16 protein-coding genes are annotated in these 18,439 nt (G+C 53.8%); 9 read left to right on the top strand and 7 right to left on the bottom strand.

The window, feature by feature from the left end; translation table 11 throughout:
• Positions 1–279: 279 nt before the first annotated feature.
• A complete protein-coding gene (locus I6L74_RS18275; RefSeq protein WP_059178831.1) occupies positions 280–1,206 on the bottom strand; it encodes an alpha/beta hydrolase in 927 nt (308 codons plus the stop codon).
• A gap of 105 nt (positions 1,207–1,311) precedes the next feature.
• On the bottom strand, positions 1,312–2,313 hold the full coding sequence (gap, locus tag I6L74_RS18280) for a type I glyceraldehyde-3-phosphate dehydrogenase (protein WP_059178832.1): 1,002 nt from the start codon (positions 2,311–2,313) through the stop codon (positions 1,312–1,314).
• A 192-nt stretch (positions 2,314–2,505) separates the two neighbouring features.
• On the opposite strand from gap, the gene cybB reads away from it, so the two are divergent.
• From cybB to I6L74_RS18295, 3 genes are all read left to right on the top strand, one after another.
• Positions 2,506–3,036, top strand: a complete 531-nt coding sequence (gene cybB / locus I6L74_RS18285; protein ID WP_059178833.1) for a cytochrome b561 — start codon at positions 2,506–2,508, stop codon at positions 3,034–3,036.
• A gap of 173 nt (positions 3,037–3,209) precedes the next feature.
• Positions 3,210–4,211: an NAD-dependent epimerase/dehydratase family protein gene (locus I6L74_RS18290; RefSeq protein ID WP_059178834.1), complete on the top strand. Its 1,002-nt coding sequence runs from the start codon at positions 3,210–3,212 to the stop codon at positions 4,209–4,211.
• Positions 4,208–5,533 carry an MFS transporter gene (locus I6L74_RS18295; RefSeq protein ID WP_059178835.1) on the top strand — a complete coding sequence of 442 codons (1,326 nt, stop codon included), beginning with the start codon at positions 4,208–4,210 and terminating at the stop codon, positions 5,531–5,533. Before I6L74_RS18290 ends, I6L74_RS18295 begins: the two co-directional genes overlap by 4 nt.
• A 271-nt stretch (positions 5,534–5,804) precedes the next feature.
• On the opposite strand, the gene I6L74_RS18300 is transcribed toward I6L74_RS18295, so the two are convergent.
• Both I6L74_RS18300 and I6L74_RS18305 read right to left on the bottom strand, forming a co-directional pair.
• Complete coding sequence (locus I6L74_RS18300; protein ID WP_059178836.1) at positions 5,805–6,155, bottom strand: DUF1493 family protein; 351 nt, start codon at positions 6,153–6,155, stop codon at positions 5,805–5,807.
• Positions 6,140–6,589 carry an STM2901 family protein gene (locus tag I6L74_RS18305; RefSeq protein ID WP_059178837.1) on the bottom strand — a complete coding sequence of 150 codons (450 nt, stop codon included), beginning with the start codon at positions 6,587–6,589 and terminating at the stop codon, positions 6,140–6,142. Before I6L74_RS18305 ends, I6L74_RS18300 begins: the two co-directional genes overlap by 16 nt.
• Positions 6,590–6,974: 385 nt before the next feature.
• Between I6L74_RS18305 and I6L74_RS18310 the strand changes: the two genes are divergently transcribed.
• From I6L74_RS18310 to I6L74_RS18325, 4 genes are all read left to right on the top strand, one after another.
• On the top strand, positions 6,975–7,250 hold the full coding sequence (locus I6L74_RS18310; RefSeq protein WP_012017350.1) for a metal/formaldehyde-sensitive transcriptional repressor: 276 nt from the start codon (positions 6,975–6,977) through the stop codon (positions 7,248–7,250).
• A 29-nt stretch (positions 7,251–7,279) separates the two neighbouring features.
• Positions 7,280–8,398, top strand: a complete 1,119-nt coding sequence (locus tag I6L74_RS18315; RefSeq protein ID WP_012017351.1) for an S-(hydroxymethyl)glutathione dehydrogenase/class III alcohol dehydrogenase — start codon at positions 7,280–7,282, stop codon at positions 8,396–8,398.
• A gap of 161 nt (positions 8,399–8,559) precedes the next feature.
• Positions 8,560–10,251, top strand: a complete 1,692-nt coding sequence (locus I6L74_RS18320) for a methyl-accepting chemotaxis protein (RefSeq protein ID WP_059178838.1) — start codon at positions 8,560–8,562, stop codon at positions 10,249–10,251.
• 83 nt (positions 10,252–10,334) lie between these two features.
• Positions 10,335–10,784, top strand: a complete 450-nt coding sequence (locus I6L74_RS18325; protein ID WP_133115696.1) for an energy transducer TonB — start codon at positions 10,335–10,337, stop codon at positions 10,782–10,784.
• A 49-nt stretch (positions 10,785–10,833) separates the two neighbouring features.
• Here the strand turns inward: I6L74_RS18325 and I6L74_RS18330 are convergent, their stop codons facing one another.
• Both I6L74_RS18330 and I6L74_RS18335 read right to left on the bottom strand, forming a co-directional pair.
• Positions 10,834–13,218, bottom strand: a complete 2,385-nt coding sequence (locus I6L74_RS18330) for a glucose/quinate/shikimate family membrane-bound PQQ-dependent dehydrogenase (RefSeq protein ID WP_059178840.1) — start codon at positions 13,216–13,218, stop codon at positions 10,834–10,836.
• A gap of 285 nt (positions 13,219–13,503) precedes the next feature.
• Complete coding sequence (locus tag I6L74_RS18335; RefSeq protein ID WP_059178841.1) at positions 13,504–14,427, bottom strand: LysR substrate-binding domain-containing protein; 924 nt, start codon at positions 14,425–14,427, stop codon at positions 13,504–13,506.
• Between the two features lie 279 nt (positions 14,428–14,706).
• Here I6L74_RS18335 and hglS point away from each other — a divergent pair, with 279 nt between their 5' ends.
• Entirely contained in the window at positions 14,707–16,050 is a 1,344-nt protein-coding gene (hglS, locus tag I6L74_RS18340; RefSeq protein ID WP_059178842.1) for a 2-oxoadipate dioxygenase/decarboxylase HglS, read from the top strand.
• A 42-nt stretch (positions 16,051–16,092) separates the two neighbouring features.
• Entirely contained in the window at positions 16,093–17,601 is a 1,509-nt protein-coding gene (locus I6L74_RS18345; RefSeq protein WP_059178843.1) for a carboxylesterase/lipase family protein, read from the top strand.
• Here I6L74_RS18345 and I6L74_RS18350 read toward each other — a convergent pair.
• Positions 17,573–18,430: a LysR family transcriptional regulator gene (locus tag I6L74_RS18350; protein WP_059178844.1), complete on the bottom strand. Its 858-nt coding sequence runs from the start codon at positions 18,428–18,430 to the stop codon at positions 17,573–17,575. The two genes, I6L74_RS18345 and I6L74_RS18350, sit on opposite strands and share 29 nt — an antisense overlap.
• Positions 18,431–18,439: the final 9 nt, after the last annotated feature.

Genomic DNA, 18,439 nt, shown 5'->3' on the forward strand with positions numbered 1-18,439 from the left:
CAGGGCGGCTCAGTCGCCGCCGCCCAGGCGACCCGGACTCCCGGCAAGAAAATCACCGCTTCGCGGTACTCTCCGTTTTTCCGCCAGCCTTTCGGGTCGGGTGCGATCCTGCATCCTTGCAGGCCGCACCCCCTCTGCGTTTCCTTGTCCGTCGCCCCGGCCTGACGTAAACGCGTCGACGATTTAAAGCCTGAACAGGGCATCGCTGTCGCAACGGGTTTTATGGATAGGGCTTCACTGCTTTTGATTGAGTGGCTGTAAATTGATATAGCCCTCATTTCACACTTTGGTGGTGATCCAGTTCATCATCAGTTCTGGCCATATGGCGACCGGCAGGCCCTGCGCATCGCGGATACCAAACCCGTGTTTCCCGCGCTCAAACAGGTGCATTTCAACGGGAACATCCAGACGTCGTAGGGCGGTGAACATCTCCAGGCTGTTTTCAACTTTAACCGCTGGATCGTCGATAGCATGGAGCAGGAAAGTCGGCGGGGTCTCTCTTTCCGCTCTGTCCTCCAGCGAATAGCGGTGTATTTGCACCGGTGTTGGGTTATCGCCAATCAGTTCATGACGCGAACCGGGATGATCGATATCGGCGTGCATGGTGATCACCGGATAGACCAGCGCCATAAACGCGGGGCGTGCGCTCAGTTCATCGGCGGCATCTATGGGATGATAAACCTGCTCGTTAAACCGCGTGCCGAGGCTGGCGGCGACGTGACCACCTGCGGAAAATCCCAGTACGCCGATACGCTCAGGATCGAGTTTCCACTCCTGCGCATTCGCACGGACAATACGCATCGCACGCTGGACGTCGGCGAGCGGGGCGTCAGCGCCTTCCTGATGCCCGTCGCCCGGCATGCGGTACGTCATCACAAACAAGGTGTAGCCGCGTGCATTGAAGAAGGGGGCCAGCGCGCTGCCTTCTTTATCAAGCACGACGCGACGATAAGACCCGCCGGGAGTCACCAGAATACCGACGCCGTTGGGCTTATCGGGTGCGTAGACGGTAATTTCGGGGGCGCGAATGCCGGTGGCGGAACGATCATAATCAGAGGTGCCGGTATAGCGGGGTTCTGGCGTGAAAACCGCGTCGCTGCCTATGGCACCAGGCGCTTCACCATGAGGCCAGACGGTAAACGTTGCTGAGTGGGCGACGGCGTGGGCCATCATCTTTTCTAACGCTGCACGGCTCAGAGTTTCCATCGAAACACTCCCTTAACTGGAAACCGAAGGTTATAGCACAGTTAACTCATTGAAAACCGGAAGGGATTCACAACCAGCGGACAGCCAGGCTGCCCGCTGTGCGAATTACAGCGCGGCAAACTTATCGAGCGTGCGCACCAGCTGTGTGACAAACCCATATTCGTTGTCGTACCAGGCAACGGTTTTCACCAGCTGGACATCACCCGCCTCTGTCACTTCGGTCTGGGTGGCGTCGAATATCGAACCAAAATGCGATCCAATCACGTCTGACGACACAATTTCTTCGTCGGTATAGCCAAAGGATTCGTTATTCTCCGTCGCTTTTTTAAGAGCGTTGTGAATGTCATCCACGCTGACTTTTTTCTCAAGAATTGTCACTAACTCGGTGACGGAACCGGTTTTGACGGGCACGCGCTGAGCATGGCCCTTCAGCTTGCCGACCAGTGCCGGGATGACCAGCCCAATGGCCTTTGCCGCACCTGTAGTGTGTGGGATGATATTTTCAGCCGCCGCTCGCGATGCGCGAAGATCTTTGCCCCGAGGACCATCCACCAGCGCCTGGGTGCCGGTATAGGCGTGAATGGTGGTCATAGTACCCACCTTAATACCAAAACTGTCCTGCAGCGCTTTTGCCAGCGGAGCCAGGCAGTTGGTGGTACAGGATGCGACAGAAATAATGGTATCGCTGGCGTCAATCGTGTCGTCATTCACGTTGAAGACGATCGTTTTCATGTCACCGGCTGGCGCTGAAATCAGCACTTTCTTCGCGCCGGCGTCCAGATGGGCTTTTGATTTTTCCTCTGAGGTATAAAAACCGGTACATTCGACAACGAGGTCAACGCCTGCCGATGTCCACGGAATATGTTTGGCCTCTTTCTCGGCGTAAACCGCGATCGACTGACCATCGACAATCAGTGAATCTTCGGTGAAATCGACGCTCCAGGGGAAAGGGCCGTAGTTGGAATCGTGTTTTAACAGATAGGCCAGCACTTTGGGTGAGGTGAGGTCGTTAATTGCGACGACGGTATTGCTGTCCTGCGTTTCAAGCAAACGACGTAAAACCAGGCGTCCGATGCGACCGAATCCGTTAATGCCAATTTTACTCATGGGTCACTCCTGTATGAACTGAACGATGCGACAGTTTGAACTCATCCAGGCATAGTCCATGTCAGCGCGTGAGGCAATTGAAGATGATTCATGCGCAGGGGAAGCTTTTGAAAAATCATAAAGAAAACTTAATGAATTTTTAAGGAAAGCTCGCTATGTTGACGCTTTGTTTGTACCGTTTCAGGAATTCATATGCGCAATAAATATACTGGCCTGCAAATTGGCATCCACTGGCTGGTGTTTCTTTTGGTGATCGTTGCCTACTGTGCCATGGAGTTTCGCGGCTTTTTCCCGCGCAGCGCTCGCCCGTTAATCAACATGATTCATGTCTCTTGCGGGATTTCTATTCTGGTGTTGATGTGCGCCCGCCTGCTGGTGCGTTTGAAGTTCCCTGCGCCGCCGATTCAGCCAAAACCTAAAGCGATGATCACCGGCATGTCGCATCTGGGGCATCTGATGGTCTATCTGCTGTTTATTGCGCTACCGATTATCGGCCTGGTGATGATTTACAACCGAGGCAACGACTGGTTTGCTTTCGGAATGGTGATGCCTCACGCAGCGGAGGCCAATTTTGATCTGGTGGATACGATGAAATTCTGGCACGAGACGCTGGCGAACCTGGGCTATTTCTTGATTGGTTTGCATGCCTTTGCGGCCCTGCTGCATCACTATTACTGGAAAGACAACACGCTCCTGCGCATGATGCCGAAAAAACGCTCCTGATCGCCTCTTTTTCTCCTCGAACCCGCTGCCTGTCAGCGGGTTTTTTTGTGATCGTCGATTTCTTTTGGCAGCGTAAAACCGCGCGGCATCACATTTTTCTATCGTTTCCTGTGTGTTATTCATTCAATGGATATAAATACTATATCTATAATAGAAACACTCACGAGGTGGCGATGAAAATTGTACTCACAGGTTCCGCCGGACGAATTGGTCACACAATTGCTGTTCAGTTGCTGGTGGATGGGCACCAGATAACCGGAATTGACCTTACGCCCGCAAGAATAGAGCATGCGCATTATCACCATGTGCAATGCCGGTTTGAGCAGGCAGAGACGCTGGGCGATGCGGTGAAGGGCGCAGACGTTCTGCTACACATTGGTGCGATGATGTCGTGGCAGCCTAAAGACAATGCCGCGATGTTCCACGCCAATGTGACCGCTACACAATGGCTGTTGGATGCCGCCAGAGCCGCAGGCGTGAAGCGCTTTGTTTTCGCCAGCAGTGGCGAAGTGTATCCAGAAGTGCGCGCGCAGTTTCAGCCCGTGACCGAAGATCATCCACGTAACCCGGTTTCGTTCTATGGCCTGACCAAAAAGCTGGCGGAGGATCTGGTGTTGTTCTATCAGCAGCAGGGACTGGAAACGGTGATTTTGCGTTTTCCGCACACACAATCCATTGATGAACTGCTTGATCCTGAGAGCTTCTTTTCGGGACCGCGCTTTTTCCTGGACGGTAAAATTCGCCAGATGCGTTCGTTTGGCAATGATCTCGTGGCCGACAAACTGCAAACCGTGCGCGATCGACAGGGGGGACCGGCGATGATTGTCCAGTACGGCGAAGACGATAACCTGCCGTACCAGATGCATATCGCTGATGTGCGCGATACGGCGGACGGCGTCATTCTTGCGATGTCGCATCCGCAGGCGGCGAACGGCATTTATAATCTTGGCACTGATGAGCCCGTCGCATTTGAAGATATGCTGCCGTTGATGGCGCAGGCAACTGGCTTGCCGCTGATTGATATCGCGATGCCAGGCAAGGCCGTGCGATTTAAAACCAGTAACCAAAAAATTAAACGCGAACTGGGCTACCAGCCGCGTTTCACCTTTCCTGACATGATTGCGCAAGCCGCACGACTTACCGCTAACAGACATAATGCAAAGGAGAGTGTATGAACAATTCAGCGCAGCAATCACTCGAAACGGCGACGTCTGACCGCGAGATCCCGGTCGTGCGAAAATTACGTAAAGTCTTGCTGGCGACCGGAATCGGCCATTTTGTCGAATGGTTTGATTTTGGCCTTTACGGGACGCTGGCGGCGATTATCGGTGTGCAGTTCTTCCAGGCCGAAAGTCCGGCAGTTGCGTTACTGTCTTCCTTTGCCGTTTTTGGTGCCGGTTTCATTATGCGTCCGCTGGGCGGACTCTATTTCGGATCGCTGGGCGATCGCATTGGGCGTCAAAAAGTGTTGGCGACGGTGATCCTGCTGACGTCAGGTGCGACGTTCGTGATGGGGCTGCTGCCGACGTTTTCACAAATCGGTATCGCCGCGACGGTCCTGCTGGTTATCACCCGTCTGATTCAGGGCTTTGCCGCCGGTGGCGAAAGCTCAGGGGCAACGACGTTCCTGGCCGAATATGCGCCAACCGCTCGGCGCGGGTATTTCACCTGCTGGATCGATAACTTCGGATTTATGGCCTTTGTCGCGGGCTCCGGTCTGGTGTTTCTGCTGACCGCTACGCTTGGCGAAGCGACGATGAGCGACTGGGGCTGGCGCATTCCCTTCCTGATTGCCGGACCGCTGGGTCTGGTCGGGTTGTATCTGCGAAAACATCTCGAAGACACGCCTGAGTTTCTGGAGATGGTTAAGAGCGGCAAAACGGAAGCGTCGCCGCTACGGACTGCCGTCACCACGGCCTGGGGCGCGCTGCTGTTTTGTGTGGGTTTTGTGGTGATCAAGGCGGTAGGGCACTGGACATTGCAGACCTTTATGCCGAGCTATTTATCCACCGAACTCCATTATTCAAAACTCGACTCTTACGCTATCACCACCGTTGGTCTGTTCGCGATTGCGGTAATGGTGCCGTTTATGGGGTATTTGTCGGATAAATTTGGTCGTAAACCGTTGATGCTTGCGGGCTGCGCGGGTTTTATCTTGTTCACCTATCCCGCCATGATGGTGATGGCGCGCGGCGATATGCTGTCTGCCGTACTGGCGATGTTGCTTCTGGGGGCGTTTATTGCCGCCTTTGACGGCGCATGCAGCGCGGCGATGGCAGAACTGTTCCCAACCAGCATTCGCTATGGCGGAATGGCCATTGCGTACAATGTCGCTGTGGCATTCTTTGGCGGGATCACGCCATGGTTTTCGGCGTATCTGATGACGGCAACAGGCAACCCGTTCTCTCCGGCTTACTATGTGATGGGAGCGGCGCTGATCACGTTCCTGACGGTGTTACGCGCGAAAGAAACAGCAGGACAGCCACTTCGTCGTTAAGTAGATAAACATTCGTCCTTAAGTGGAGCTTTAACGGTCTGATTTTGATTAAGTCTGTTGTATTTCAACGATGAATATATCCATGACAAACGCGAAGTAAACGAATATAAATGCGCAGTCTGCCAGGGAGAGGGCGAATATAAACCATTCTGCTGTGTGTTTACGGGGTCTGACCGATGTCGGCAGGCCCCGGATTTTCGTGAACAATGTGCCCATTCACGCCGATTCAAACCCAATACTTAAACAGTGGAACATAGTCCCACTGTTTTAATCATTCATATAACCATTTTCCAGCAACAGCGGATTCCGCAAACATTCTCACTGTTAATGGTAATCGCGTAGCTTCAATATCCTCTCGTTTAGCGTTACCGAACCAACGTGTCATTCGAGGAGTATTCTGCCAAGGAAAATAGCGGCTCCAGTTGACAACAGACAGGTCAACGTTGAACTCTTTTTCGTACCGATCTAAGGCGCTGTGAAGGTCGTCCCCAGGCGCATCGAACAAATCCGATTCGAGTTCAAGCAGGATTTCCTTCCCGTTAATGTTAAGCTCACGGGAAATTTCATCCCTGAACATTTCCAACACATCACATCGAATATCGCTCATCAGAAAGATGTCCATTGAATACGGTCTTCAGGTCTGGCTATCAGATTAAATTTATTCTGAGTCTTGCGTGATACCTGATATAGCGAGTTGATCAACTCAAACCAACCGAGCCACGGGACATAACGAGCAATGACAGCAGCAAGGCTGTTTGTTGTCCTCATCCTGATACCTACGGGCGTTTTAATTCTCAGGCCAAACGGGACTTTCGTATTTTTCAGCAGCATTCGCGCATATTTTGAAACAATGCTTGTACCTTTGATTGCTGTTCCTGGTTTCGTTCTCGTCTCAAGCCATGGTTGACCAGCAAGAATAGTTGCACCTGATGTAATGCCAATACCTAATTCATCACAAAACTGTTCGAGGAATATCACGTCAAACAGTTCACCAGCCGTCAGGTTGACTTGTCCGTGATAAAAATACGTTCCATTTTGTTCTTCCGTTGTATCCATACACTCACCTTATTAAGCGGTCTGTCGCTCGTTCTTTTAAAATAAATCTCGGAGCCAGTAATAAACGCCTGGATTTTCAATGCGGTTAGGCATTTAGTGTTATGCGAAAAATATATAAATCATATAGATCAAATAAATAATACGAATGTTGAATTTTCAAATTCTACAAATTGCGGTGTGTAAAACGCTGCGCAAAAGCGTGTTTTGGGGGCAGATCTGGGGGCAAAATGCGCCTGCGGGCGTGTTTGGGGCATCAAAAAATCTGGTTATGTCCGACAGCGGCTTTTGCATTAATCCGCTAAGTGGTGAATACCACTGAAAACATAATGTTTACACGAATATATTAAAAAAGGTACCATACCCCCCTACAGTATCTGGAGGGCGTATGCCACATTCACCCGAAGACAAAAAACGTGTTCTGACGCGCGTGCGTCGCATCCGGGGGCAGGTTGATGCCCTGGAACGTGCGCTGGAGTCCGGCGAACCTTGTCTTGCTATCCTGCAACAAATTGCGGCCGTACGCGGTGCCGCGAACGGTTTGATGGGCGAGATGGTCGAAATTCACCTCAAAGATGAGCTGGTCACCGGTGAGACAACGGTCGATCAGCGTGCGGTTCGCATGGCAGAAGTCGGTCATTTGCTACGCTCTTATCTAAAATAAAACTCTGTCATCCCCGAAAGGAAAACATTATGAAATCACGTGCAGCCGTCGCATTTGGCCCAGGCCAGCCGCTGAAGATTGTCGAAATAGATGTCGCGCCGCCTAAGAAAGGCGAAGTTCTGGTTAAAATCACTCACACTGGCGTGTGCCATACGGATGCATTCACGCTGTCTGGCGACGATCCAGAAGGCGTTTTCCCGGCGGTTTTAGGGCATGAAGGCGGTGGTGTGGTGGTTGAAGTGGGCGAAGGCGTCACCAGCCTGCAGCCAGGCGATCACGTTATTCCGCTGTACACCGCAGAGTGTGGCGAGTGCAAATTCTGTAAATCCGGCAAAACGAACCTGTGTCAGGCCGTTCGCGCCACCCAGGGTAAAGGTTTGATGCCAGATGGCACCACGCGCTTCTCTTACAACGGCGAGCCGATTTATCACTATATGGGGACCAGCACGTTCAGCGAATACACCGTGTGTGCAGAAATCTCGCTGGCAAAAGTTAACCCGCAAGCGCCACTGGATAAAGTCTGCCTGCTGGGCTGTGGCGTCACGACCGGTATTGGCGCGGTTCACAACACCGCGAAAGTAAAAGAAGGCGATACGGTGGCCGTGTTTGGTCTCGGGGGAATTGGTCTGGCGGTGATCCAGGGCGCGGTACAGGCGAAAGCCGGACGCATTCTGGCAGTTGACACAAATCCGGAGAAATTCAAATTAGCCGGTGAAATGGGCGCGACCGATTTCATTAACCCGAAAGATTACGACAAACCGGTTCAGGATGTGATTGTTGAACTGACCGATGGGGGTGTCGATTTCAGCTTCGAATGTATTGGTAACGTGAATGTCATGCGTTCAGCACTCGAGTGCTGCCACAAGGGATGGGGCGAAAGCATCATCATTGGCGTGGCCGGTGCAGGTCAGGAAATCAAAACCCGTCCATTCCAACTGGTCACTGGCCGCGTATGGCGTGGCTCCGCATTTGGTGGCGTAAAAGGGCGTACCCAATTGCCGGGTATGGTTGAAGATGCCATGGTCGGTAAAATCGATCTCGACCCGTTCATCACGCACCGTTTGCCGCTTGATCAAATCAACGAAGCCTTCGATCTGATGCATGAAGGGAAATCCATCCGTACCGTCATACATTTCGGCAGCAACTAATTATTTTGCCAGCGGTTTCCGCCGCTGGCATTTCTTTAATAATCTTCTCTAAAGTGTGACCCACCTGGCGCTTTTAACCATAATCAAATTCTCTGATTTGCCGATGATTTATTCACAGGCGTAATTATACGCACTTCATCCATATAAGAGAGTCGACGGTCATGGACAACACAAAAAAGATGCGAAGCCCGCAAACGCTGAGCTTCCTGCATCACATCCGGCTGGTTCCGCTGTTTTCCTCAATTCTCGGTGGCATCATTTTGTTATTTGCGTTGAGCTCGGTGTTGGCGGGGTATTTCCTGCTGCAAGCCGATAACGATCAGCAAGATGTCACGCAAGAAATTCAGGTCCGAACGGGTTTGTCTAACAGTTCAAACCATTTACGCACTGCGCGAATCAACATGATTCATGCGGGCGCGGCAAGCCGTATTGCTGAAATGGATGCGATGAAACAAAACATCGCCGAAGCTGAGACGCGCATTAAGCAGTCCCAGGCAAGCTTTGCGATGTATATGAATCGTTCGGTTCGTACTCCTGCGGACGAAGCCCTGGATAAAGATCTGAAAACGCGTTTTGACGCTTACATCACCGGGCTTCAGCCTATGCTGAAATACGCCAAAAACGGCATGTTTGAAGCCATTATTAACCACGAAAATGAATCCGCTCGTCCACTGGACGATGCGTATAACGAGGTGTTGCTGAAAGCGATTAAGATCCGTACCGATCGCGCGAACTTACTCACTTCTGCAGCGCACAAGCGCACACAACAGGGCCTGATGTTTATGGTTGGCGCGTTTGCGCTGGCCCTGGTCCTGACGGCGATGACTTTTGTGGTTCTCCGCCGTACCGTTATTAATCCGCTGCAACGCGCTGCCCGCCGCATTGAACTGATTGCGAAAGGGGATTTGACGATGGCGGACGATTTGACCGGTCGCAGTGAAATCGGACGTTTAACCCACGATCTGCAAACCATGCAGCACTCGCTGGTGAACACGGTTGGTACCGTTCGTCAGGGTGCGGAAGAGATTTATCGAGGAACCAGCGAAATCTCTGCCGGTAACACCGACCTTTCGTCTCGTACCGAAGAGCAGGCGGCCGCGATTGAACAAACAGCAGCCAGCATGGAAGAGTTGACGGCGACGGTGAAACAGAACGCCGATAACGCCCATCACGCGAGCAAACTGGCAGAAGATGCCTCCGGGAAAGCCAGCCGCGGCGGCCAGATGGTGTCCGGCGTGGTGAAAACCATGAGCAATATCTCCACCAGTTCGAAGAAAATTTCTGAAATCACCGCAGTCATTAACAGCATCGCTTTCCAGACCAACATTCTGGCGCTGAACGCGGCCGTTGAGGCCGCGCGTGCGGGCGAGCAGGGCCGTGGATTCGCGGTTGTGGCGAGTGAAGTGCGTACGCTGGCGAGCCGCAGTGCGAACGCCGCGAAAGAAATTGAAGGGCTGATTAATGAGTCGGTCACCCTTATCGATCAGGGGTCTGGCGAAGTGGTCGCGGCGGGTAATACCATGAATGATATCGTTGAAGCCGTTAAACGCGTCACCGATATTATGCTCGAAATCGCAGCGGCGTCCGACGAACAGAGTCGTGGCATTGTTCAGGTCAGCCAGGCGATTTCTGAGATGGACAAAGTGACCCAGCAGAACGCCTCGCTGGTGGAGGAAGCCTCCGCAGCAGCGGCATCGCTGGAAGAGCAGGGTGCGCGTCTGACCGAGGCGGTAGGGGCATTCCGTCTGAACGGCGTTGCGCCGTCTCGCAGTGCAAAACCATCGGCTGCTCCGCAGTCTACCCCGTTGCGTCATGCAGTGGCTGACGGCGGCGATAACTGGGAAACCTTCTAATCCCTCTGGATTGACTGTCTCACCAACCTGTGTAAAAAGGGTTCATGTTCTGGCATGAACCCTTTTTTTATGGTGATAACGAAATGAATCCAGCAAAACGTATGACCGTCCTGATCGCGCTTTCCAGCCTGTTGACCGGTTGCTCGGTGGGCGTGGGTGGTTTCGGCATCGGCGGAGGAAGCAACGGCGTAGGAGTGGGCGCGGGATTGTCCTTTCCGATAGGGGGCTCCGCCTCGACCAAAGACAACGCTACGGATTCCCAACAGCCTGACTGCAACGGCGAGGTGTATCAGGTGCAGCCGATCTACCCAGCGCAGGCGGCAGCGCAGGAATTTGAAGGAAAAGTCGCGGTGAAATTTGATGTGAAACCGAATGGACGGGCAACGAATTACAGTGCAAAAGGCGATAAAGCCTTCTTTGCCGAAACGTGGAAAGCGGTCTCCCGCAGCTGCTGGTCACCAAGCGTGAGTCGGGATTTTGAGGTGGAATTTACCCTGCATAAACCCGTGACGCTAGCGCCTGTCGCACCGTAAAAAAACGGCCCGTCACATTACGCGGCGGGCCGTAGAACGTGTTACCCGGTTACGGTTTATCAGGCAACGCGTAGGCAATGATGTAATCACCACGATCCGGCGACTGGCGTGCGCCACCCGCGTTAATGATGATGTACTGTTTGCCAGTTTTCGGTGAGACGTAGGTCATCGGTCCCGACTGGCTGCCCACTGGCAGACGGTCTTTCCAGATCTCTTTCCCGGTCGCCGTATCAAACGCGCGCAGGTAGAAATCCTGCGTCCCTGCAAAGAACAGCAGCCCTGACTGCGTGGACAGCGATGCACCCAGCGTTGGCATCCCGATTGGGATAGGCATGTGCATACGAATGCCCAGCGGACCGGTATCTTCAACGGTCCCTACCGGAACCTGCCACACCAGCTTGCCGCTTTTCAGATCCACGGCGGACATCGTCCCGAATGGCGGTTTCTGGCAGGGAATGCCCAGCGGCGACAAGAAACGCTCGCGCATTGCGCCAAACGGCGTGCCGTCCATCGGCACAATTCCCATCTCAATGCCGCTGGCATTTTTGGCGACGTTCGCACGCGGCACCATATAGTTTGCCAGCCCCAGACGCATATCATTGACAAACATCAGGCCGTTATTCGGGTCCACCGAAACGCTGCCCCAGTTCATGCCGCCGAGTGAGCCCGGGAACTGCAGGGAACGATCAAGGCCTGGCGGCGTAAAGACGCCCTGATGACGCATCTCTTTAAACTGAATACGGCACAGCAGCAGATCGACCGGCGTCGCCCCCCACATGTCGGATTCGGTCAGCGTCTGGTTGCCAATCATCGGCATACCGACAGAATACGGCTGCGTCGGAGAATAGCGTTCGCCCTGAATCGTGCCCGCAGGGACAGGACGTTCCTCGACTTTCGCTACCGGCTCACCGGTTTCGCGGTTGAGCATAAAAATCATGCCCTGTTTGCTGGTTTGCACCAGAACCGGGGTCGTGCCGCCTTTATCGTCCGGCAAGTCGTACAGCAGCGGTTGTGACGGCAGGTCAAAGTCCCACAGGTCGTGGTGAGTGGTTTGATAATGCCAGCGCACCTGACCGGTCGTTGCATCAACGGCCACAATGGATGAACTGTATTTGTCGTCCAGGGCGGTACGTTCACCCGCGTAAAAATCAGGCGTCGCGTTTCCGGTCGGGAGATAAATCAGGTTCAGCTTTGCGTCATAAGACATGGCCGACCAGACGTTTGGCGTACCGCGCGTATAGGTCTGACCTTCTGGCGGCAGGCCGGTGATAGCAGGATTTCCCGGATCCCATGCCCATGCCAGTTTACCGGTACGAACGTCATACGCACGCACCACGCCCGGCGGTTCACCGGTGGAGAAGTTATCGGCGACACGGCCTCCGACGACGACCACATTCCCGGCCACCAGCGGCGTTGAGGTCTGCTGGTAATAACCGGGTTTGATTTCGCCCATACCAACGCTGAGATCGACGATGCCACGATCGCCAAAGTCTTCGCAGAGCTTGCCGGTATCGGCATTGATCGCAATCAGGCGGGCATCCGTCGTCGGCAGGAACAGGCGACGCGGGCAGGCTGCTGGCTGAGTGTTTACTTGTGACGTTGTCACAGATTGAGTGTCTTCAAAATAACCCAAACCACGACAGCGCTGCCAGTTTGGCGCGGTGGCCTTGGAATCGTAACGCCATTTTTCTTTACCAGAATCCACATCCAGCGCCAGCACTTTGCTGTACGGTGTGCAGACAAACAGCGTGTCGCCTATCTGCAAAGGAGTGTTCTGATCTTCAGCGCCGGAGCCGTTGCTCTGCGGAATGTCACCCGTATGCGCGGTCCACGCCACTTTCAAGGTACTGATGTTTTGCTTGTTGATCTGATCCAGCGCGGCAAAGCGGTCACCGTGTGTGGTGTTCCCCCAATGTTCCCAGTTTTTTTGCTGCTCGCCAGGCGCAACCGGTTTTACCGGAACGGGCTCATTCGCGGCAACGAGCGTTTGCGGTTTGAACATCCAGCCAACGCTCACCAGCATCGCCAGCGCGAGAATAGCCGCTAGCATGAAAGCCGGTTTTTTATTCACGGGTACGTTGCGGTTCGCCGCACGCAGGAAGGGCCAAACCAGGGCACATAGAAAGGCGAGGACGGCGAGGGTAAACAGGCGCGAGAACAGCGGCCAGAAATCCCAGCCAGCATCATTCACTGCCCAAAAGATCGATGCAATAAAGGCGACAGCGTAAAGAATGATCCCGCTGATTCGACGGGTGAAAATTAAAAAGGCGGAGATCAACATCACTACGCCAACGATGAGGAAGTACCAGGTTCCCCCGACGGTAGCGAGCTTCAAGCCCAAGCCGCCAATTGCCAGGCCGATGATTGTCATCAGCCCCACCAGGAGCCACTGCAGGAATTTTGCTATCCCGCGCGGCGCGCTGCCAAATGCCATTTCTGTCTCCTTAAAGACCTCGTATTTTCCCCGTAACGCCACGCTGCGCATGTACCATATGGGTAATTGAGTTCGGATTTAATAATGATTTATTGAAAATATACCGTTTGTACGGCTTTCGAACGCACGTGAATAAAGTTCGAATGAACCATTTGGTGAATTCGCGGCTATGATAAAACTGTTAAATTGTTTTGCGCAATTGTTAATGAAAGATTTCGCATTATTTGAATAACAGAAACAAAAAACCCGTCAGCGTGACGGGTCGGAGAAGCATAAGGGGGTGAATCAGATAGGCATGGATTTGCGGATGGCGCTGAGAAGCGACTGCGCACCGGAAGAAAGCGGGATATCCACGCGCGTCAGGATGCCGATAGGTTCACCGGCGCCTGGTGATGCCACCGGGAGCGCCGACAAACAGCCCTGACGTAAATCCTCTTTCACCGCGCCGGAGGGGACGAACCACACGTAGTCATAGTCCACCGTCAACTGGCGAGAAAGCGAAGCTGAAAGCGTTTCGATACAGCCTGACGGTAATGTGCAGCCCTGCATCTGGAGCATGACTTCGGCGTTGTGGCGCGGCGCGGTGCCTTTCGGGGAAACGACTACCGGCCATTCCATGACCCGGCTTAGTGTGACAGTGTCACGTAATAAAGGGTGTCCAGGGCGCACGACCAGTTTCAGTGATTCCAGGAACAAAAGTTCATAATTAAGACCGACCATCAGTTCCGGGTCAGACATGCGGCCAATCCCCAGATCCAGTTCTCCCGATTTCAGCCCTGACAGCAGCATGGTGTTATTCATGGTAGCCACTTGTAGCGTGGTATTTTTTTGCTGCTTGTGAAACTGGCCGATAGCGGCGGGCAGAATGCCGAGCGCAGCCGTGGGTAACGCTCCCACGCGGACCACGTCGGTGTCCTGGCTGTCTTTGCGGTTCAGCGCCTGACCCGCTGTGTTCAGCGCGTCGAGTACTTTTACGGCATGCGTTAAAAACTGCTCACCGACCAGCGTCAGCTGTGCGCCAAGACGGCCACGATTGAACAAACGTGTGCCGGTCAGCTGTTCCAGTTCATTCAGTGTTTTTGAGAGCGCAGGCTGGCTAAGATTAAGAGTTTCAGCCGCACGCCCCAGCGTTCCCTGTTGAGCGACGGCCACAAAAGTGTGCAAATGGCGCAAACGTATGCGCTGACTAAACAAACCATTTTTTTCCATAGCCGATGTTATGAATAGAGCGAGGTAAGAGACAAGGGAAGATGTTTAATTTTGATAACCTGATAGCAAAATATTATTAACATTTGATGTAATTGAGTTACAACAAGATTTTCTTACTGAGGCTAATAAGTCGCAGGCGCTGACACAAAGGTGGGGGAGCGCTGTCTAAGCGCAGGGAATAACCACTCGGCTATCAGGATCACAGATTGGAAATTCTTCCCCCCGAAGGCGGAAAGCCTTCTCTACACTCCAGGTATTATTCACTGGGAGCATGACATCATGGCGAACACCATCACGGCTGATGATATTCGGGAACACTTTTCGCAGGCTATGTCAGCGATGTACCAGCAGGAAGTTCCACAATACGGCACATTGCTGGAACTGGTTGCAGATGTGAATCTGGCGGTACTGGAAAATAATCCGCACTTACATGAACAACTCGCGAATGCGGATGAACTCGCGCGTCTGAATGTCGAGCGTCATGGCGCAATCCGCGTAGGCAGTGCAAAAGAACTGTCCACGTTACGCCGGATGTTTGCGATTATGGGGATGCACCCCGTCAGCTATTACGATCTCTCACAGGCGGGCGTGCCGGTACACTCGACGGCGTTTCGGCCCATCGATGATGCTGCGCTGTCGAGAAATCCTTTCCGTGTCTTCACCTCATTGCTCCGGCTGGAGCTTATTGAAAACGTGGCGCTGCGTGAACGTGCCGCGGATATTTTGGCCCGACGCTCTATTTTTACCCCGCGCTGTCTGGAACTGATCGATCTGCATGAGTCTGAAGGCCACTTTACGGAATCTCAGGCGCGCGAGTTTGTTCAGGAAGCGCTGGAAACGTTCCGCTGGCACAGCCACGCGCTTGTCGACCAGGAAACGTATCTGGCTCTGCACAATGAGCATCGTCTTATCGCCGATGTGGTTTGTTTCCCCGGATGCCATATTAACCACCTGACGCCGCGCACGCTGGATATCGATCGGGTGCAGGAGTTGATGCCGAAATACGGTATTGAACCGAAAATTGTGATTGAAGGGCCGCCGCGACGCGACGTGCCGGTCCTATTGCGCCAAACCAGTTTCAAAGCGTTGGAAGAGCCGGTGCTTTTTGCCGGCGAACATCGTGGAACGCATACCGCCCGTTTTGGTGAGATCGAACAGCGTGGCGTGGCGTTAACGCCGAAAGGCCGCGAGCTTTATGACCGTCTACTGGGTGAAGCGGGAACCGGTAAGGACAATCTGACGCATCAGCTCCATTTACGTGACGTGTTTCAGGCCTTCCCGGACAGTGAAATGTTCCTGCGCCGACAGGAATTAGCCTATTTTCGCTACCGTCTGACGCCTGCGGGCGAGTCACACCGCCAGGCATTTCGCCCCGGTGACGATCCGCAACCGCTGATTGAGCGAGGGTGGGTCGTGGCGCAGCCAATCGTTTATGAAGATTTTCTTCCGGTAAGCGCTGCAGGTATTTTCCAGTCGAATCTTGGCAATGAAACCCAGGCGCGAAGCCATGGTAATTCCAGCCAGGCGGCGTTTGAAACCGCGCTGGGATGTGCAGTCAACGATGAATTTACGCTGTATCAGCAGGCGGAAGAGCGCAGTAAACGTCGTTGTGGTTTGCTCTGAAAACGTTACTCTGCTGGGCTGTGATGGAAAATAAAGGTTGGTATGGAAAATTCATCTTTCCCGGTGGTTGAGACGTGTCAGGGCCGTTTAGTCGGTTTAACCGATGAAAATGTCCATGTGTGGTGCGGTATTCCCTATGCTGCGCCACCCGTTGGTGAGTTGCGCTGGCGCTCACCGCAGCCACCTGCGGCCTGGCATGGCATTCGTCAGGCCAACGCATTTTCAGCGTCAAGCTGGCAAAACAGCGAGTACTGCCGGGAGCTCGGCGGCGGAGACCCCGGTGAATTCTCTGAAGACTGCCTGTATCTGAATGTCTGGTCGCCGGTGAAACGCGAAGCGCCGCTGCCGGTGATGGTCTGGCTGCACGGCGGCGGTTTCACGATTGGCGCCGGCGGGTTGCCTCCCTATAACGGAAAGGCGCTGGCGCGTCGGGACGTGGTGGTTGTGACGCTGAACTATCGTCTGGGGCATTTGGGGTTCTTTGCCCATCCCGCGCTTTGCGACGACGAAGATCGCATTGTGCATAACTTTGCGCTGCTCGATCAAATGGCCGCCCTTGAGTGGGTGCGTGACAACATTGCAGCGTTTGGTGGCGATCCAAGCAATATTACGCTTTTTGGGGAATCCGCTGGGGGCCGCAGCGTGCTGTCATTGCTGACTTCGCCGCTGGCGAAAGGGCTGTTTCACAAAGCGATCGTGCAGAGTGGTTATACCTTGCCTGATACCCCGCGTGGGGATGCGCTGCAAAAAGGTGAAACGCTGGCGGGGCATTTCGGCCTGCAAAACGCGACGGCGGAACAGCTGCGTGCCATTCCCGCGCACGCATTCTGGTCGCTGGAGGCTCCGCTGAATGTGGCACCGACCCCGATTGTGGGCGACTGCGTGTTACCCGAACCGATGCTGGATCTTTTTTTTGCTGCGCGCCAGCATCCTGTTCCGGTGATGATTGGCTCAAACAGTGATGAAGCGAGCGTGATGGCCGTTTTCGGGATAGACCTGGCCGGGCAAATCCAAAAGTTACGGCGTGAGCGCCGGTTTGGTCTTGGGTTAATCAAGTTACTTTATCCTGGCGTGAAAGGGGATGCAGAGCTGGGCCGACAGGTGTGTCGCGACATGGCGTTCACGACCATGGGTTTTGTCGTGATGCAGGCGCAACAGCGGGTGGGCGAACCGTGCTGGCGCTACTGGTTTGATTACGTTGCCGAGGCGGAACACGCAACCTATTCAAACGGCGCGTGGCACGGCAATGAAATTCCGTATGTGTTTGATACGTTAAATCAGATTGAGCCGTCGCGGCAGTATGTGAACGAGCGCGATCTGGCGTTTTCTGGCCACGTGGCCGATTACTGGGTCAACTTCGCGCGTCACGCCAGCCGAACCTGTGATGCCCTTCATGGCCCGGTCCGATGGCCCGCTGCCCGAAAAGGGCGCGATGTGCTCTTGCATCTCGGTGTGAATAAACATGCAGTTTTCAAGCTGGAATACCGATTTATGCGCGCCCGGATGAGCCTGTTTAAACGCGTTATGAAGCACCATGTGAGTCTGGATTGAGTAAGCAGGCGCGAAAAGCAGCCAGCCCAGCAGTCTTTCCATGCGAATCGCGTAACAGCAGCCGATAGCTTGCGCCGGTTTTAACGCTGGTGTTAAACGGGCGCGCCAGCCGTCCGGCGCGAATATCTTCTTCTACCAGCGTTTCGTCAGCAATCGCCACGCCAAGGCCTTGCATCGCGGCGGTGATTGCCAGGTCCATTGTGTCGAAGTGTTGGTTTTTGTGCATCACCAGCGCGACGTTTTCTTGTCTGGACAGCCAGAGTGACCAGTCTGTTTTGTCACGGGTCGGATGAAGAAACGTCAGCGTATCCAGAGCCGAATCCATTCGCTGCGGACTCATCACTGGCGTCAGGGCTTCTTCAAAAAGCAGATCGCCAGCGCTCAAATGCGTACCAAACACGATCGCGGCATCGTAGGATTCGGTTTTAAAATTCACCGTATGATCGGTCGTGGTGGTGAGGGCGATTTGTAGTTCTGGCTGCTCTCGTTCGACCTGAATCAGCCGAGGGATCAGCCAGCGCATTGCACATGTCGGCACTTTCAGGCGCACGACGGTTTGTTGCGCGCGCGCTTGTTCGGCCACGGTGAGTAAGTGCTCAAAGGCTGACTGTAAGTCAGGAAGCAGAGCGCTGCCCTGAGGGGAAAGCCGCAGTCCGCGAGCATGGCGCTCAAACAGCGGAAAGCCGAACCAGGATTCCAGCGTCGCGATTTTACGACTGACAGCGCCCTGGGTCAGGCACAGTTCTTTGGCGGCGTGAGTGAGATTCAGGTGACGCGCGGTGATCAGAAATGCGTCTACAGCATTGTGGGGAAAGGTACGGCGCGACATAAACACTCC

The organism is Lelliottia amnigena (assembly GCF_019047465.1).
Classification (GTDB): domain Bacteria; phylum Pseudomonadota; class Gammaproteobacteria; order Enterobacterales; family Enterobacteriaceae; genus Enterobacter; species Enterobacter amnigenus.

Coding starts and splice junctions, on each gene's coding strand:
- I6L74_RS18275 (WP_059178831.1), bottom strand. CDS start 1,206: ATGGAAACTCTGAGCCGTGCAGCGTTAGAAAAGATGATGGCCCACGCC.
- gap (WP_059178832.1), bottom strand. CDS start 2,313: ATGAGTAAAATTGGCATTAACGGATTCGGTCGCATCGGACGCCTGGTT.
- cybB (WP_059178833.1), top strand. CDS start 2,506: ATGCGCAATAAATATACTGGCCTGCAAATTGGCATCCACTGGCTGGTG.
- I6L74_RS18290 (WP_059178834.1), top strand. CDS start 3,210: ATGAAAATTGTACTCACAGGTTCCGCCGGACGAATTGGTCACACAATT.
- I6L74_RS18295 (WP_059178835.1), top strand. CDS start 4,208: ATGAACAATTCAGCGCAGCAATCACTCGAAACGGCGACGTCTGACCGC.
- I6L74_RS18300 (WP_059178836.1), bottom strand. CDS start 6,155: ATGGACATCTTTCTGATGAGCGATATTCGATGTGATGTGTTGGAAATG.
- I6L74_RS18305 (WP_059178837.1), bottom strand. CDS start 6,589: ATGGATACAACGGAAGAACAAAATGGAACGTATTTTTATCACGGACAA.
- I6L74_RS18310 (WP_012017350.1), top strand. CDS start 6,975: ATGCCACATTCACCCGAAGACAAAAAACGTGTTCTGACGCGCGTGCGT.
- I6L74_RS18315 (WP_012017351.1), top strand. CDS start 7,280: ATGAAATCACGTGCAGCCGTCGCATTTGGCCCAGGCCAGCCGCTGAAG.
- I6L74_RS18320 (WP_059178838.1), top strand. CDS start 8,560: ATGGACAACACAAAAAAGATGCGAAGCCCGCAAACGCTGAGCTTCCTG.
- I6L74_RS18325 (WP_133115696.1), top strand. CDS start 10,335: ATGAATCCAGCAAAACGTATGACCGTCCTGATCGCGCTTTCCAGCCTG.
- I6L74_RS18330 (WP_059178840.1), bottom strand. CDS start 13,218: ATGGCATTTGGCAGCGCGCCGCGCGGGATAGCAAAATTCCTGCAGTGG.
- I6L74_RS18335 (WP_059178841.1), bottom strand. CDS start 14,427: ATGGAAAAAAATGGTTTGTTTAGTCAGCGCATACGTTTGCGCCATTTG.
- hglS (WP_059178842.1), top strand. CDS start 14,707: ATGGCGAACACCATCACGGCTGATGATATTCGGGAACACTTTTCGCAG.
- I6L74_RS18345 (WP_059178843.1), top strand. CDS start 16,093: ATGGAAAATTCATCTTTCCCGGTGGTTGAGACGTGTCAGGGCCGTTTA.
- I6L74_RS18350 (WP_059178844.1), bottom strand. CDS start 18,430: ATGTCGCGCCGTACCTTTCCCCACAATGCTGTAGACGCATTTCTGATC.